19 protein-coding genes are annotated in these 15735 nt (G+C 69.9%); 9 read left to right on the top strand and 10 right to left on the bottom strand.

The window, feature by feature from the left end; all coding sequences use genetic code 11:
* Positions 1–2: 2 nt before the first annotated feature.
* The 3 genes from GA0070561_RS33680 to GA0070561_RS33685 all read left to right on the top strand — a co-directional run bounded on the left by GA0070561_RS33680 (position 3) and on the right by GA0070561_RS33685 (position 2606).
* A complete protein-coding gene (locus GA0070561_RS33680) occupies positions 3–245 on the top strand; it encodes a hypothetical protein (RefSeq protein ID WP_167362464.1) in 243 nt (80 codons plus the stop codon).
* Positions 242–1324: a DUF2332 domain-containing protein gene (locus GA0070561_RS22560; protein WP_167362465.1), complete on the top strand. Its 1083-nt coding sequence runs from the start codon at positions 242–244 to the stop codon at positions 1322–1324. The genes GA0070561_RS33680 and GA0070561_RS22560 overlap by 4 nt, the downstream gene beginning before the upstream one ends.
* A 616-nt stretch (positions 1325–1940) precedes the next feature.
* On the top strand, positions 1941–2606 hold the full coding sequence (locus GA0070561_RS33685; RefSeq protein ID WP_167362466.1) for a hypothetical protein: 666 nt from the start codon (positions 1941–1943) through the stop codon (positions 2604–2606).
* 928 nt (positions 2607–3534) lie between these two features.
* On the opposite strand, the gene GA0070561_RS22575 is transcribed toward GA0070561_RS33685, so the two are convergent.
* Both GA0070561_RS22575 and GA0070561_RS22580 read right to left on the bottom strand, forming a co-directional pair.
* Positions 3535–3828 carry a hypothetical protein gene (locus tag GA0070561_RS22575; RefSeq protein WP_091404338.1) on the bottom strand — a complete coding sequence of 98 codons (294 nt, stop codon included), beginning with the start codon at positions 3826–3828 and terminating at the stop codon, positions 3535–3537.
* A gap of 31 nt (positions 3829–3859) precedes the next feature.
* Positions 3860–4174, bottom strand: coding sequence for a TetR/AcrR family transcriptional regulator (locus tag GA0070561_RS22580; RefSeq protein WP_244166382.1), 315 nt, complete (start codon positions 4172–4174; stop codon positions 3860–3862).
* Position 4175: 1 nt separating this feature from the next.
* On the opposite strand from GA0070561_RS22580, the gene GA0070561_RS34355 reads away from it, so the two are divergent.
* Positions 4176–4805: a transposase gene (locus GA0070561_RS34355; protein WP_244166383.1), complete on the top strand. Its 630-nt coding sequence runs from the start codon at positions 4176–4178 to the stop codon at positions 4803–4805.
* A gap of 10 nt (positions 4806–4815) precedes the next feature.
* Positions 4816–5955, top strand: coding sequence for a low temperature requirement protein A (locus tag GA0070561_RS22590; RefSeq protein WP_244166384.1), 1140 nt, complete (start codon positions 4816–4818; stop codon positions 5953–5955).
* A 638-nt stretch (positions 5956–6593) separates the two neighbouring features.
* On the opposite strand, the gene GA0070561_RS33690 is transcribed toward GA0070561_RS22590, so the two are convergent.
* The 7 genes from GA0070561_RS33690 to GA0070561_RS22620 all read right to left on the bottom strand — a co-directional run bounded on the left by GA0070561_RS33690 (position 6594) and on the right by GA0070561_RS22620 (position 12264).
* Positions 6594–6917 carry a hypothetical protein gene (locus GA0070561_RS33690; RefSeq protein WP_112679571.1) on the bottom strand — a complete coding sequence of 108 codons (324 nt, stop codon included), beginning with the start codon at positions 6915–6917 and terminating at the stop codon, positions 6594–6596.
* Between the two features lie 258 nt (positions 6918–7175).
* Positions 7176–8426, bottom strand: a complete 1251-nt coding sequence (locus GA0070561_RS22595; protein WP_091404346.1) for an MFS transporter — start codon at positions 8424–8426, stop codon at positions 7176–7178.
* A complete protein-coding gene (locus GA0070561_RS22600) occupies positions 8426–9844 on the bottom strand; it encodes an FAD-dependent oxidoreductase (RefSeq protein ID WP_091404348.1) in 1419 nt (472 codons plus the stop codon). Before GA0070561_RS22600 ends, GA0070561_RS22595 begins: the two co-directional genes overlap by 1 nt.
* A 73-nt stretch (positions 9845–9917) precedes the next feature.
* Positions 9918–10415, bottom strand: a complete 498-nt coding sequence (locus GA0070561_RS22605) for a GNAT family N-acetyltransferase (protein ID WP_091404352.1) — start codon at positions 10413–10415, stop codon at positions 9918–9920.
* Positions 10415–10741 carry an ArsR/SmtB family transcription factor gene (locus GA0070561_RS22610; RefSeq protein WP_091404355.1) on the bottom strand — a complete coding sequence of 109 codons (327 nt, stop codon included), beginning with the start codon at positions 10739–10741 and terminating at the stop codon, positions 10415–10417. The genes GA0070561_RS22605 and GA0070561_RS22610 overlap by 1 nt, the downstream gene beginning before the upstream one ends.
* 12 nt (positions 10742–10753) lie before the next feature.
* Complete coding sequence (locus tag GA0070561_RS22615) at positions 10754–12007, bottom strand: M28 family metallopeptidase (protein ID WP_208603829.1); 1254 nt, start codon at positions 12005–12007, stop codon at positions 10754–10756.
* Complete coding sequence (locus GA0070561_RS22620) at positions 12004–12264, bottom strand: hypothetical protein (RefSeq protein WP_091404361.1); 261 nt, start codon at positions 12262–12264, stop codon at positions 12004–12006. Before GA0070561_RS22620 ends, GA0070561_RS22615 begins: the two co-directional genes overlap by 4 nt.
* 140 nt (positions 12265–12404) lie before the next feature.
* Between GA0070561_RS22620 and GA0070561_RS22625 the strand changes: the two genes are divergently transcribed.
* The gene (locus GA0070561_RS22625) at positions 12405–12782 is read left to right on the top strand and encodes an ArsR/SmtB family transcription factor (RefSeq protein ID WP_091404364.1); all 378 of its coding nucleotides are present in this window, start codon (positions 12405–12407) and stop codon (positions 12780–12782) included.
* On the opposite strand, the gene GA0070561_RS22630 is transcribed toward GA0070561_RS22625, so the two are convergent.
* Entirely contained in the window at positions 12754–13863 is a 1110-nt protein-coding gene (locus GA0070561_RS22630; protein ID WP_208603830.1) for a flavin-containing monooxygenase, read from the bottom strand. The two genes, GA0070561_RS22625 and GA0070561_RS22630, sit on opposite strands and share 29 nt — an antisense overlap.
* A 63-nt stretch (positions 13864–13926) precedes the next feature.
* On the opposite strand from GA0070561_RS22630, the gene GA0070561_RS22635 reads away from it, so the two are divergent.
* From GA0070561_RS22635 to GA0070561_RS34360, 3 genes are all read left to right on the top strand, one after another.
* A complete protein-coding gene (locus GA0070561_RS22635) occupies positions 13927–14271 on the top strand; it encodes an ArsR/SmtB family transcription factor (protein WP_091404374.1) in 345 nt (114 codons plus the stop codon).
* 91 nt (positions 14272–14362) lie between these two features.
* On the top strand, positions 14363–15064 hold the full coding sequence (locus GA0070561_RS22640; RefSeq protein WP_091404378.1) for an arsenate reductase/protein-tyrosine-phosphatase family protein: 702 nt from the start codon (positions 14363–14365) through the stop codon (positions 15062–15064).
* The gene (locus GA0070561_RS34360) at positions 15057–15713 is read left to right on the top strand and encodes an arsenate reductase ArsC (RefSeq protein WP_091404381.1); all 657 of its coding nucleotides are present in this window, start codon (positions 15057–15059) and stop codon (positions 15711–15713) included. Before GA0070561_RS22640 ends, GA0070561_RS34360 begins: the two co-directional genes overlap by 8 nt.
* Positions 15714–15735: the final 22 nt, after the last annotated feature.

The following is a 15735-nucleotide window of genomic DNA, read 5'->3' on the forward strand; positions in this document are numbered from 1 at the left end:
AGATGATCGGTGAACAGCAGTTCTTCGAGTCGGCCCGCGAGTTCCTCCGGGAACGATTCGGCGAACAGGCGGCCCACGTGGACGTCGACACCGAGTTGATCCAGTCCGGCCTGCTCGACTCCCTGCTGGTGCTGGAGTTCTTCTTCCTGGAGGGCGTGCGCGGCGCGGCGATCGCCGCAGACGCCGCGACCGTCGAGGAACTGTCCACGTTGCGCAACGCCTACCGAATCGTGGTGGCGCCGTGACGCTGAGTCTGACGGAGGTCCGCGCCGGCTGCGAATGGCAGCGCGAGTTGTGCCGGAAGAACGGCTCTTCCAGCTATGTCGCGCTCATCACGGAACTCCTCGATCGCCTCGGCACCGACGACACGGTCACCGGGTTGCTCACCGCGGACGACCGGAATCCCATCCAGTCCGCGCTCTGCCTCCGACTGTTTGGCGCGGTCAACCGGATCGCCATGGCCGAGGACGCGGACTGGCTGGGAAGCTATTACCCGACCTTCGGCGGCACGACCGATGTCGACGCTCTGATACCGGCCTTCTTCGACTTCCTGACCGCGCACGACGATGCGGTCCGGGTGCAGATGAAGCTCGGGGTGCAGACCAACGAGGTCGGCCGAGCGGCCCCGCTGTCCGCGGCGATGAACGTCGTCGCGGCACTGACCGGCCGACCGCTGCGGCTGCTCGAGGTTGGTGCCAGTGCGGGCCTGAACCTCCTCCTGGACCGCTACTTCGTCGCCGGTGGCCGGCAGGCGTGGGGACCGCCGGAGTCGCCGCTGCGGCTGACCGGGCACTTCGAGTCCGGTGAACCCCCGGCCGGGGAGCTGACGGTGGCCGAGCGTCGTGGCTGTGACCTGAATCCTCTCGACGTGCACGCCCCCGGCACGGCGGAGTTGCTGCGCTCGTTCGTCTGGCCCGAGCACGTCGACCGGGCACGTCGCCTGGACGCGGCTCTCCAGGTGGCACGGTCGGCGCCACGGCTGGCCATCGACGCCGTCGACGCCTGCTCCTGGTTGATCGACCAGGCCGAGGATCCGGTGGGCGGGCGTACCACCGTCATCTACCACTCGATCGTGCTGCCGTACTTCGACCCCGACGAGCGCACCCGGTTCGAGTCCCTGATCCGGGAGCGGGGTGCGGCGACTGACGCCGACCGCCCCCTGGCGTGGATCTCCCTCGAACCCCGTGCCGACGACTCGAGCGTCGTCGAGCTGCACTGCGAGCTGTGGCCGCAACGCCGGCGCATCAGGCTCGCCCGGACCACCCCGCACGGCACGCACGTCCGCTGGGACCCACAGGACGAGTCGATATTTGACCTGTGCTGATGCGGTTAATTGGTACGCCGTGACCTCACAGTGAGTGGCGAAGTTGTCAGGTGGCGCTGCTCCCAGGACGGCTGGTGCCGGCCGGCGTCTCGGGCCGCGTAACGCCCTGCCTTGAGGTGCACTGTGGATCGATGTAGAGCGTTGCGGGTGAGCTCGGTGGAGCCCGCCGCGGTTCCGTCATTCGAGACACCGATCCCAGGGGCAACGCCCTGACCGGGCACTTCAAGCCTGTGAACTCTTCGGCGGACCCGAGGGCGTCCGCGCTGGCACCCCGTGCGGCATCCCCGCCTGGCAATGCGGTCACATTGATGCGGATGGCAGGAGTTGGTGGGGGGTCCCATGACCGCGACGACGTCTTTTTCTCGTAGCGAGCGTGAGTGCCGGTCGTTGGCACGTAGTCCTGTGCTCATTGGCCGGCAGCCTCGGAACGGCTGTTGAGCCGATGTGCTCGATGGCGTGTGGAACCCCTACCCTGGCGGACCACCGGTCGCACCATTGTGCAAGGACGATGCGAAAGTGGGGCGTTCCCTGACCATCCGTCCAGTGCATAGCGTCCTCGACAGGTCGCGGCAACAACGCCGCAACTCGACGAGGGGAAGCATCTCTGTAGAAGCTCGTGAGGACGGCCCTGGCGACGATGATCGTCGCGGCGGGAGTCGTCGCACCTCAGGCTCCGAGCGCCGCAGCCGTCGCGCCGGCCGGCAACATCACCACGAGCCACGTGGCAACCACCAGCACGGTCCCGGCTCCTTCGGCTCCGTTGGCGATCCAGACCGGGGAGTACGAATACAACTGCATCGGAACCGATGGCAGCAGCTTCTGGATCGGCCCTGGAAGGCCGACCACCGACTGTCGCGGTAGCTACCTGCAGAAGTACCTCGACGGCAACCTGCTTGCGACCTACAACCTCGCCTACGGCGGCGGAGCAGCACAGAATCCCCCGTGGGACACCGGATGCGTCCTGGCGATCGCCGGCGGGGTTGCGCTATTCGTCTTCCCTCCGAGCGGCGCCGCGGCGTGGGTCACATTGGGCGGCCTGTCGGCCGCTGGCCTTCTCCACTCGTGCGTGGTCTATCGCGTCGCGGCGGAAATTCGCCTACAAAATGGTGCGAGTGATCCGAGGACCTCCTCGGCGATCTTGGTCCAGATGAATGGTCGTGGATCGCTGCTCCAGTCGGCGATCCACGACCGGATGTCGGCTTCGAGGGACTGCACCGATTTGTGGACGCCGCGGCGGATCTTCTGTTCGGTGAGGTACCCGAACCACCGTTCGACCTGGTAGATCCAGGAGGATCCGATCGGATTCAACGTGTCGCTCGGTGCGGGCCCGGCCGCTGCTCATCGATCAGCCCATCGAGAGGCTCGACCAGGACCTGAGACGCCATTTGCCCACAGTGGAGTGATGGCACCCAGACGCGTCCGACACCTTCCCGGCATGCCGGACAGCTACTGACTGCTACCGCCAGCTTGCGCGGATGGCTCAGTGCACGTCAAAACCATCTTCGCGCGCATCGCCAGGGCCTGAGCCGCACCACTCGTCCGGATCCTGAAGATCTTGACTCAAAATGGAGCGAGGTGTTGACTTGTGGCCATGGGCCCGGCTTCAGCAGGAGACCAAGGATCGTTCGCCAGTTCGGATGCGGCTGACCGCCAGCTTGTCGTTCCGGGGTGGTATTACGCGACACTCGGAGTAATCGCGGGCGCTGCGGTCGTGGCATTTGCGCTTCTGCCGCAGCCAATCGCGGGCCCCACTCTCGTCGTCGCAGCCCTGCTTGTGGCAGTGACGAGCCGTATCGCGGCGAAAGCCTCGGGAACTCGTCTGCCCATTCCGGCTAGCGCTATCGGCGTCGGTTATCTGGTAGCCCTGGCGGTCGTCCTGGTCGGGTCCTTGATCGTTGTATGGACCGTGGTGCGTCCTGACGGTACTTCCGGGCTCGCCTGGATGCTTGGCGCTCTCGTGTTCGTGGTCGCACTCAGCGGGACATGGGTGGCCAGGGCGGGGCGTTCGGCATAGGCCTCAGTGGTCCTCGGCCGTAACGGGTCAGCACGCACCAATCGCATCTGCGGGTGCCCTCTGATCTGGGCTGACGGAACCCTGGAGGGCTCCCGTCATCCCAGATCAGAGGGCATTTCCCAGATAAGGCGTGGACGCAGCGACAAGCCGTCTCAGAGGTCACGTGTCGGTGCAGCGGACCCGACTCACCCGACCGCTACGCCCCCATTCGTGAAAAGTCCGTCGTGCGGAGGAACGCAAGACGATCGCGAGTGATCTGGGCGGCGTCATCGATCAGCGAGAGACGAGACCCCGTCTCCATCGCCACGGCAACGAGGCCCACTATGCCGCAGAGGAGGAATTTTGCTTCTACAGTCGGATCGACGCTCGGCGAGATCAGACGCTTCTGCTGAGCCTCTTCGAGGTAGTCGGTAAGCCTGACATACCATCCGGACAAGCGACCGCCGAAACCCTTGTCGCCGGACACCTCATCACCGAGTTTGATCGCCACCCGAGCAGTGGGCTGTAGAGCACGTTCGTGGTCACATGCTCGGCAACCCACACGATCGCGTCGAGCGGATCGCCGGCGGGGCGAGGGGACCCCATGAATACGCCCCCGGGTACGCGAGATTGATCACGGCAGACGCGAGCGTCTGCTTGGTGGGGAAGTAATAGGTGACCAACGACTTGGAGGTGCCGGCCAGCTCCGCGATGTGTTGGATGCTCGCCCGCTCGTACCCCGACTCATCAAAGGCCCGAACCGCGGCCTCAAGGATCTCAGGCGCGGCATTTTCCTCGCGATTGTCACTCAGACTGACCTCCACCGCTCGCGGGCACGGCCGCCGCGAGATCCGCACCGTGAAGGTCCTGACCCTCTCCACCGGCATCGACTTCCCACACGCCGCCCAAGCACTGCAGATCCGCCGCCGCAGACGTCGCCTGGACCAGCCGAAACGCTTCACCACCGAGACCGTCTACGCCATCACCGACCTGCGCGTGCACCAGGCGAAACCGGCGCAACTGGCCACGTGGATTCGCGGCCACTGGTCCATCGAAAACAAGATCTACTGGGTGCGGGACGTCACCTACGACGAAGACCGCTGCCAGATTCGCACCGGAACCGGGCCCGAGGTCATGGCCGCCCTACGCAACGCCGCCATCGGCGCCCTCCGCACCGCCGGAGTCGCCAACATTGCCGCCGCCAACCGACATCACGCCCGCGACAGCACCCGGCCCTACTCGGCATCACCTGACGACTTTACCGGGGCCCTGAGCGGGCATGACTCTCGATTCAGACTCACCCAAACTGCTTGGCCCACCCGCCACGCCGCGTCAGCTCGTCACTCGTTGCGAGGACCCTGGGCATCGTCTTGTCGGCACCGGGAGGCGCGGCAGCATGGTACGACTGCTTCAGCGCTGCCACGAAGCCGACAGAACGGGCGAGCCGATGACGACGAGCAGGGCGGGCGAGCTGATGCGCATGCCTGAGGATCCGCAGATGGCAACGTTCCTGGAACTGTTCTACGACCTGGCGTTTGTCTTCGCGCTCACCCAACTCTCGCACGCGCTGATCCAGGACCTCACCTGGAGCGGCGCCTTCCAGACGCTGTTGCTGCTGCTGACCCTGTGGCGGGTCTGGTTCAACACGGCGTGGATAACCGACAGGTTCAACCCGCAACAACCGGCGATACAGTTGCTGGTCATCGCGAATTTGGTGGGCACCCTGGTGATCGCGATCGCGCTGCCCGACGCGTTCGGCAGGCAAGGCCTGGTCTTCGCAGGGGTATTCGTCGCCCTATTCATCGGCACCAACATCTTCCTTGTGATCGCCCTGCGGGGCCACGCACCGCGACGCACCTCCGGGCGGATACTGTTCTGGTACGGCGTGGCCGCCGTGCCGTGGATCGCCGGGGCGCTCTCGCATGGGACGACGCGTGTGGCGCTGTGGACACTCGCGGTGGCCCTGGACTACGCCTCATACGCGCTTTACTACCCCACGCCGAGGATCGGCCGCACGCCCCCGTCGGATTTGCCGACCATGGCCGAACACCTGTCCGAGCGCTACCGGCAGTTCTACATCATCGCGCTCGGCGAGCTGATCCTGGTCACCGGACTGGCGTTTCGCGACACCGCCTTCACGCCCGACCGGACCGCTGCGTTCCTCGTGACGATCACCACCACCGTGCTGCTGTGGCGGATCTACATCTACCGCGCCGGGGAACTGGCGGCCGCAGCCATCAAAACGGCCTCCGACCCGGCCCGCCTTGCCGGATCGACGTCATACGCCCACCTGGTCATGGTGGCCGGCATCGTCGTCACCGCCGTCGGCGACGAACTCGTCATCACCCACCCGTTCGGACATACGCAACCGGCCTGGATCGCCGTCATCCTCGGCGGACCCGCACTCTTCCTCGCCGGGCGTGCCGGCTTCGAGTACGCGGTCTTCGCCCGCGTATCCCGGGATCGGACGATCGGCCTGGTCGTGATGGCTGCCCTGACACCGGCGATGCTCCTCCTGCCGCCGCTGCTGGTCGCCCTCGCCCCCACCGCAGTCCTCGCCGGGGTCGCCATCTCCGACGCCACTCGCGCTCGAGCACATCCAGCCGAACCACCGTCGCCACCAGGCGCACCATCGTGACAGGTCGCGGGCAGCTACCCCCCCGGTCCAGTCCACACAGAATCCCGGCCGGCCGCCGGCGGTCCGCCGGCAAGTTGTGCAAACTTTCTGTACGGGTTCAAGCGGCCCGAAACGGGCCGCACGAGCCGCCGCCAGGGCACGCGGCCTGCACTCCGCTGCCGCTCCACTCCGGCCATGCAACACGCCCGGCGGCTGGCGCGGACAGCGGGGGGACACCGCCACGACTTTGCCGGGGCCCTGGTCGCGGAGCACGGCGATGATGTCGCCGAGCGCGTTCACCAGGGTCGTGATTTCTGCTCGGCTCATCCTGCGCGGGCGGTGCCCGTGTTCGCCTACGCCGCAGTCGTCAGGCCGCCCGACGACGGGCCGCTGGACGCGCCACCAGCCTGGTGGTTGCCTCCTGGCCGCTGCACGAGGCCGGCACGACGGCCCGGGTCCGCCTCGCCTGGCTCCTCGCTGCCTGCCCGCGGCTGCCGCGCTGGTTACGGACGAGCCACGGTGCCGCTCCCTTGGCGTTCGCAGTGCGTGGCGAGCTGCTCGCGGCTCTCGAACAGTCGGCATCGTGGACTTTTCGGCTTTGTTCGGCTGTCTCATGTTGGTCGGCATCAAGATCCTCCAGTCAACCCACCGACACCTGTTCAGGCGTCGTGGTCGCGTGGGTCTTCGATAAAGGTCAGGAAGGATCGACCGAACCGGGTGACCGCGTCCAGCCTGACGTAATGGGCGAAGTAGCTGTGCTCGCCGTTGTATCCGGCTTCGGTGAGTGAGCCGACGTCAAGCAGGCCCTCGTCCTTCAGACGCTCGCACTGCTTGTCGAGGAGGACCTCGATGTCGCCGCTGGCACCGCCCGGAGATTGCACCGGTGCTAGCCGGCGCGCGATGTCGGCAACGAGCACCAGTTCGGTCTCCGGAAACGGCGACTTGGCGCCATCTATCTCCTCGCGGTACTGCGAGTCCGCCAAGACTTGAGCAAACGCAGTGAGACCGGCGGCAGCCGTTCGATCAGATAAAAGAAGACATGGTGTCGGTCTTCGTCCGGGTCGACAGCGAGGGCGGTGTTGAGCACCGCTTTACGGAGCAACTCGCGCTTCTCTCGGCGGCTCCGTTCGGCTATCCGCACCATCTCGGCAACCTTGCCTGCCCAGTCCTTGGCGGCGATCGCTCTGTGCGGGTGGTCTCAGCTCCATGCCGACCATGGTGAACGAGGACGTCCACCTCGATCAATCACCGGGCCTGCTTGTGCGGGTAGTGCCGCTCAGGATGCCGATGGCGGCCAGGGCGCAGCATGCGGCGACGGCCGTGAGCAGGGGTGTGTATCCGGCGGTGGTGTGCAGGAGGGTGGCGGCGACGAGGGGTGCAGCGGCTTTGGCGATGGTGACGGGGGCGGCGAGTCGGCCGGCGATGGTGGCGTAGGCGGTGGTGCCGTACCGGTCGGTGAGTAGGGCGGGGGTGGCGAGGCTGGTGATGCCGAAGCCGAGTCCGAAGCCGATGACGGTGAGGACCGCGCCGGTGCGCGTGCCGGCGAGCAGGGGCATGGTGAGCACGGCCGCGGCCTGGGTGGCGAAGACGGCGGCGACGATGGTGGTGACGCGGAGGTGTCGGCGGGCGGCGGTGAGCACGAGTCGTCCGGTGACGGACAGGACGCCGAGTAGCCCGGTCAGGGTGGCGGCGACGGTGGCGGGGTGGCCGCGGCTGGTGAGGTAGCCGATGAGGTGCACGGTCATGGTGCTGGTGGCCGCGCCGTGGGCGATCAGGGTCGCGGCGAGGATCCAGAACCGGGTGTCGCGCATCGCGGCCTGGGCGACGGCGCGCCGCTGGGCGTGCCCGGACCGCTCGGTGCCGGCGGGTGCCGTGGTCGTTGCCAGTCGGGGCCGGCGGATGGTGAGGGCGTGCAGCGGCACGGTGACCGCGCCGTGGATGGCGGCGAGGACGAGCAGCGCGCCGCGCCAGCCGAGGTGGGCGGTCAGGAGACCGGTGAGGGGCATGAAGATGGTGCTGGCGAACCCGGCGACGATCGTGACGGCGAGCAGGGCGGTGGCGCGCCGCTCAGGGCTGAACCAGGCGACGATGACGGCAAACGCGGGTTCGTAGAGGACCATCGCGCCGGTGATCCCGATCGCGATCATGACAGCGTAGAGCTGTTCGATGGTGTGGACCTGGGACCAGGCGACCAGCAGTGCGGTGGCGGTGATCGAGCCGGCGGTCATCAGGGCACGTCCGCCGTGGTGGTCGAGCCACCGTCCGACGGGGATCGTCGCGAGGGCGCCGGCAAGGACACTCGCGGTGAGTGCGCCGGTGACGGCGGTCGTGGAGGTGCCGAGGGTGGCGGCCATTGGGGTGAGCAGGACGGCGTAGGCGTAGTAGAGAGTGCCGTAGCCGATGGTGGAGGTGATGGCGAGGGCGGCGACGATGCGCCACCCGTGGTGCCCGCCAACAACAGGGTCGGCGGGCACCGTGACGGTGGTGGGCATCAGCTGGCGCAGCAGCCGCCGGTCTGAGCGTCGGCGGGTGCGGCGTCGAGGGTGAGCAGGCTCAACGGTGCGGCGAGCAGGCCGCCGGAGATGCCGGTGGCCAGGCCCCGTCCGGAGCTCGGGGCGGCCGGTGCCGGACCGCAGCAGCTGTCGGCGGTGGCGGACTCGTCCGGGTTGCTGTTGCACACCCCGGTCTCGGGGAGGTCGAGTTGAACGTCGCGGGCGGCGGCCCAGTCGTTGGCGAGGGCGGCGACGACGGAGCGGACCTGCTCGTAGCCGGTGGCCATCAGGAACGTCGGCGCCCGCCCGTAGGACTTCATACCGACGGCGTAGTACCCCGACTCGGGATGGGTGAGCTCGTCCACGCCGTGCGGGGGCACGGTGCCGCAGGAGTGCTCGTTGGGGTCGATCAGCGGGGCCAGGGCGCGGGTGGCGCCCAGCACCGGGTCGAGGTCGAGGCGCAGTTCCGCAGCGATGGTGTGGTCGGGGCGGAAGCCGGTGGCCGCGACGATGCGGTCCACGGTGGTCTGCTCTTCGCTGCCGTCGGCGTGGCGCACGACCACGCTGACCCGGCCGCCGGTGGGGGTGAGGGCGTGCACCGCGAAACCGGTGAGCAGGCGGATCCGGCCGGCGTCGACGTGCGCGCGTAGCCGGGAGCCGAGCGCACCGCGCGCGGGCAGCGCATCGGCGTCGCCGCCGCCGTAGGTGCGCGCTGGCGAGGTGGTGCGGATCGCCCAGGTCACCTCGGTGCCCGGGGTGGATTCGGCCAACTCGGCGAGGGAGAGCAGGGTGTTGGCAGCGGAGTGGCCGGCGCCGACGACAAGGGTGTGCCGGCCGGCGAACCGGTCCCGGTCGGTCCCGAGGACGTCGGGCAGCGCGTGCTCCAGATACCCGGCGACGTCGCGCTCACCACGGGCGGGCAGTCCGGAGGCGCCGAGGACGTTCGGGGTGCCCCAGGTGCCGGAGGCGTCGATGACCGCGCGGGCCAGCACCTCCTGGCCGTCGGCGAGGCGGATCAGAAACGGAGTGGACTCGCGGCCGGCGGTGCGCAGCCGGTCGAGGCCGAGGCGGCTGATCGCCTCGACGCGGGCGCCGTAGCGCAGGTGCGGCTTGAGCTGCGGCACCTCCGCCAGGGGCTGGAGGTAGTCGTCGGCCAACTCGGCGCCGGTGGGCAGGACCTCCAGGTCGGGAGCGACCCATCCGGCGTCGTCGAGCAGCCGGCGGGCGGCGGGGTCGATGTTGTAGCGCCAGGGGGAGAAGACCCGCACGTGTCCCCACTGCCGCACGGCGGCGGCAGGGGTGTCGCCGGCTTCCAGGACGAGGAAGGGCAGGCCACGCTCGTGCAGGTGCGCGGCGGCGGCCAGGCCGACCGGTCCGGCGCCGATCACCACGACCGGCAGGTCGTCCAGGGCGTTCATCAGGTATCTCCTCTGTCGAGAGTTGTCGAATCAAGCAGGTAGACGGCGGCCGTGCGGCGGGGTCGAGGGTTGGTCAGGTGATGACGGGGCTGCGGCGCTCCAGCAGGATCACGTCGCGCCACCGGCCGTGGTGGCGGGCGACCCGCTCACGCACGCCGATGACCCGGAAACCGGCGCGCTCGTGCAGGCGGAGGCTGGCGGTGTTCTCGCCGAAGACACCTGACTGGATGGTCCAGACGCCCGCTGCTTCGGTGGAGGCGATCAGGGCGTCCAGCAGGAGGCGGGCGACGCCGCGGCCGCGGGCGGTGGGGTCGACGTAGACGGAGTGCTCGACCACGCCGGCGTAGACCGCGCGGGCGGAGGTGGGTGAGACGGCAACCCACCCGATCACCGTGCCGTCGCCGCCGACAGCGACGAGGCGGTGCGCGGGCAGTTTGCCAGCGTCAAACTGTGCCCAGGTCGGCGCCGTGGTCTCGAAGCTGGCGTCGCCGCCGTCGAGACCCGCTTGGTAGATCGCGAGCACTTGTGCGGCGTCGCCGGCCGTCATGGGGCGAACGGTGATGTCGGCCATCAGCAGGCTCCGTTCGGGTGCGGGGCGGGTCGGCCCATAACGACGTCGGCGGCGGAGGGGAAGCAGTCGACGCAGGCGTCGTTGATCCGGTAGTGCCGGGCGGTGCCGACCGCCTCGACGAGGACGAACCGCACCTCGGTGAGGATCTTCAGGTGCTGCGAGACGGTGGACTGGGCCAAGCCGATCGCGGCGACGACCTCGCCGACGCTCATCGGTCGGGCGTAACGGGCGAGGTACTCGACGATCTGGACCCGGGTCGGGTCCGCGAGGGCCCGGAACCACGACGCGTACTGCTGCGCGGTGCTCCGGTCGAGCAACTCGTCCACACCTCACCCCTTCTATCGTTCATCGCCGATTGACGATGAAAGTGTAGCGGGCGCGGCAGCGGCGAGGCCGACGGTCGCGACAACGAGGCGGACGATCGCCTTCAGGGTGTGCGGGTCGACGCGGTCCGGGGTGTCGGCGGGACTGTGGTAGCCGGCCATGCCGGCGCCGATGCCGGCCGCCGCGAGCCCCGCGGCGGCGTAGCGGCGGTTGTCGGAGGCGACCGGTCCGGCGGCGAGCGGAAGGCCGGTGTGCCGCCCGGCCTGATCGAGCAGGGCGAGCAGGGCATGGGCCGGCCCGCCGGCCTCGACCGCGGCGGCTTGGTCGAGCTGCCCGGCGCCGTCGACGTTGATGACCAACGGCCGGGCGTCGCCGGCGTGCAGCTGCTGGCTGTGGTGGGCCGAGCCCAGCGCGCCGACTTCCTCGGCGTCGAGCAGCGCGACCGCCAGCCCGACCCCCGCAGGGCGGGCGGTGGCAAGGATTCGGGCGGCTTCCAGGACTACCGCGACGCCGCTGGCGTTGTCCGACGCGCCGGGCTGACGCAGGCCGGGATGGTCGCCGACGCCGTCGTAGTGGGCGGTCAGCAGCACCTCGGTCCCACCCGGCGCCGCTGCCGGGAACCTCGCGTGGATGTTGGCGCCGGTCACGTCGCGGCGGCGCAGCGGGGTGTTCGCGCTCAACCAGCCCGCACTGGTGGCGGCGGCGAGGATGGCGCGGTGGGTGCCCGCGTCGAGGGTCAAAATGGGCAGGGGTCCCGGGTCCGGGCCGGCGAGGACCGTGTACTGCCAGCCGTCGGCGTCGACGGCCCGGCTCAGCAGCAGACCGGCGGCGCCCTGGGCGTCGCGGGCGGCGTCGAGCGGGTTCCCGCCCGCGGGCACCACCAGCCACCGGCCGGTTGGGTCGCCGCTGCCGGCCACACCCAACGGGCCGCGCCTGACCTTAGAAGTGTCGGCTGAGGTGGGGTGGACCGCGGCCTCGCGGCCGAAGGTCAGCCGCGTCGAGGTGTCGCCGTCGCCCCAGACGACGGTCGGTGCCGCGTACAGCTCGGGCACGTTGCGGACCGGGAAATCGTCGGTGTCGACCACCGCGCCGAGGTCGGCAAGATGCGCGACGAGCCAGGCGCGGGCGGCGGCACCGCCGGCCGTGCCGACCCGCCGGCCGGTGAATTCAGCCGAGGCGAGAGCAGTGACCGTGGCGGCCATCCGCTCGGCCGACACCAGGGGAAGTGTCGCGTCGAGGTGGGCGGCCGACTCCGACGAGGCGGTCATCCGCAGCATCCCTGACCCGTCGTGACGGCTTCGGTCTTCGCCTCGGTCCCGCAGCAGGAGCCGGCCGCTTGGGCGGCCTGCTGGCTGCCGCAGCACGGTCCCGCCGTCGGCGACTGCCCGGCGGGCGGAAGGATCGAGCCAACCGCCTGCGCGGGGCTGCCACAGCAGGAACCGGAGCCGGTCACGGCCAGGGCGGCGCCCGGATCACCGGCGAATCCGCCCACCGTCGCGGGGTTGGTCTGGGTGTTCTCGCTCATCACACAACCTTTCGATTAACGGATGCCGGTCAGGGCGTAGGCGGTGTCACGGACCTGACGACCCCTCCCCGCGACGTCTGTCTTGACGTTCGTCGAATCAGAGAGTTGCACGCTGCTTAGACACCTGTCAACCTAGAGGAATGTCAAAGCAAGCCGGATTGCTTCCCGCCATCGACCTCACCGCCGACACACCGTGCTGCCCGCCGCTGGCGCAGAGCCGGGTGCCCGCGCAGACCGCCGCGGTGCTCGCGCCGGCGTTCAAGGCACTCGGCGACCCGGTGCGGCTGCAGCTGATGTCGATGATCGCCTCCGCGAAGGGCGGGGAGGCGTGCGTCTGCGACCTGACCCCGGCGTTCGACCTGACCGGGCCGACGATCTCGCACCACCTCAAGACGCTGCGCGAGGCTGGCCTCGTCGACGCCGAACGGCGCGGCACCTGGGTGTACTACCGGGCCCGGCCGGCCATCCTGCGCCAGCTCGCTGGACTGCTCAGCGTCGAACCGGCCGCCGTGGCCTGAGGCCTGGGCGGCGACCCAGGCCGGGTAGGCGCTCGGCCAGGGCGGTGGCGACGTGCGTGGCGTCGCGGCCGACGCCACGCAGGGTGTTCGATGAGAACGAGCGTTGGAACTCCAACCCCAGGTAGGCCAGCGCGGGGTGGGTGGTGGAGATCCCGCCGACGTGTTCGGGCCTGCCGTCAGGCGTGAGGGCGCCGAGCGCGGCGAGGTATCCGAGGTGCGGCCGGTAGCCGGTCGCGAAGATCACCGCGTCGACCGGCTCGCACGTGCCGTCGGGCCACCTGACGCCCTCGGGGGTGAAGGCGGTGACCATGTCCCGGCGGTCGAACAGGCCGCGGGCGATGGCGTCGCGGTAGAGGCCGGTGTCGAGCACCGCGGCATGACGGATCAGGCGGGTGAGCACCGCGCGGGGGAGGCGGTCCGCCCCGGTGACATCCAGCCAGTGGTGCAGGTCCCGGCCGCGGATGCGCTGCGGCACGAACTGGATCGGCGCCCGGGTGGCCAGGGTGACCCGGGCGGTCGACGCCAGCTCGTGGGCGACCTGGACGGCGGAGTTTCCGGCGCCGACCACGATGACCCGCTTGCCAGCGTACGGCTCGGGCCTGCGGTACCGCGCGACGTGCCGCACTTCGCCGGTGTAGTCGCCGAGACCGGGCAGCGCCGGCAGGTACGGGTTTCCGAACGAGCCGCTGGCCGCGATGATCCCCGTCGCCGCGATCTCGTCGCCGCTGTCGGTGCGCACCAGGTAACCGCCGCCGGGGCGTTGACGCACGGCGGTGACACGCACGCCGGTGCGGATCTCGGCGTCGATGCCGCTGGCGTAGCGGCGCAGGTAGGCGACGACCTCGTCGCGCGTCGGGTACCGCTGCGGATCGCCCCCGCCGAACGCCAGGCCCGCCAGCGCGCTGAAGCGGGCCGGGGAGAACAGGGTCAGGCTGTCGTAGTAGTCCGGCCACGAACCCACCGCCTCAGCACCTGCCTCCAGCACGACGGGGTTCAGGCCAGCGGTCAGGACGGCGTGAGCGGCGGCGAGGCCGGACTGGCCGCCGCCGACGATGATCACAGGATCTTCAGAGGTGGTCACATCACCATCGTATCGTCATTTCGTTGAATGACAATATGACTGTGGTGCGGGAAGGTGTCAGGCATGGATGAGCCCAACCCCGCGCAGGTGGCCCCGCCCGCGACGGCGCCTCCCGGCGCCCCGGGCGGGTTGGCGCCGGACACGCAGGAGTTCCTCAAGGCGCTGGGCAGTCCCACCCGCCAACGGATCATGATGCTGTTCGCCCAGGGCGCCGAACTGTCCGTCGGGCACGTCGCCGAGCGCGTCGGGATCAGCCAGGCGACCGCGTCGCAGCAGCTGACCCTGCTGCGACGGGGGCGGGTCGTGACCTCGCGGCGTGACGGCAAGACGGTCTACTACCGGGCCGACCGCGACGGCGCGCAGGCAGCGCTGGCCGAACTGCAGTCCTACCTCAAGACCTGCTGCTGAACCGACCCCCGCACCGAGGCGACGGCGGACCGGTCCGCGCCCACCCAGCCGTCGTTTGACACGCCGCGATCGCTCAGTAATCATTGAGTCAATGATTACTGAGCTTGCCTCCTTGCAGGGGCGCGCCCGGATCCACGCCGCGCTCGGCGACCCGGCGCGCCTGGCGATCGTGGACGCGCTCACCCTCGGCGACGCCTCGCCTGGAGAAATCGCCCACGACCTTCAGATACCGACGAACCTCGTCGCCCACCACGTCAAAGTCCTTACCGACGCAGGCCTCGTCGTGCGCGGGCGCTCCGAGGGCGACCGGCGTCGCACCTACCTGCGGCTGCGCCCCGAAGCCCTCACCGCACTGAACCCCGCGCCCCTGACCGGCGTGGGACGGGTGGTGTTCGTGTGCACCCGCAACTCCGCCCGCTCGCAACTGGCCGCCGCTCTGTGGTCTGAGCGCACCCACACCCCGGCCGCGTCCGCGGGAACACAGCCCGCCGAGCGGGTCCACCCCCGGGCCGTCGCCGTGGCCCACCGGCACGGTCTGGCCCTCGACCCGAGCAGCACCAACCGCGTCGCGGACATCGTGCGCGACGACGACCTGGTCATCGCCGTCTGCGACAACGCCCACGAGGAACTCACCGCCCCGGCCCGGCCCCGCCTGCACTGGTCGGTGCCCGACCCCGTGCGCCTCGACACCGACGATGCGTTCGAGACGGCGTTCGCCGACCTCGCCGCCCGCGTCGACCGGGTCGCCCCCGTCATCACCCCCGCCATGACCTCGCGAGGACCCCATGACTGACACCCACGCCCACCCGCAGATGTCCATCGACCAACAGCTCGCCCTGCGCACCGCCGCCACCCGCCTCGCCGAGGAGTTCACCGGCGTCTACGGCACCGAAACCATCGCGCGGTTCCTGCACACCAGCTACGACCAGTTCGCCACCGCCGGCAGCATCCCCCACTACCTGCCGCTGCTCGCCGAACGCTTCGCCCGCCAGCGCCTGCAGGCCCTCGCCCGCGTCGAGGGCCACCACCGCGACGGCCGCCCCGTCGCCCTGTTCCTGTGCACCCACAACGCCGGCCGCTCGCAGATGGCGTTGGGGTTCTTCACCCACCTCGCCGGCGACAACGCCGTCGCGTGGTCCGGCGGCAGCGAACCGGGCGCCGAGGTCAACCCCGCCGCCATCGCCGCGATGGCCGAGCGCGGCATCGACATCGCCGCGGAATTCCCCAAGCCGTGGACCGACGAGGTCATCCGCGCCGCCGACGTCGTCATCACCATGGGCTGCGGCGACGCCTGCCCGGTCTTCCCCGGCACCCGCCACGAGAACTGGGACCTCGACGACCCCGCCGGACGCGACCTCGCCGACGTCCGGCCGATCCGCGACGACATCGAACGCCGCGTCCGGCGCCTCCTCGACGACCTCCACGTCGTCCACCCGGCATGACAGACCCGACCCACACCACCAG

The sequence above is a fragment of the Micromonospora saelicesensis genome (genome assembly GCF_900091575.1).
Lineage (GTDB): Bacteria > Actinomycetota > Actinomycetes > Mycobacteriales > Micromonosporaceae > Micromonospora > Micromonospora saelicesensis.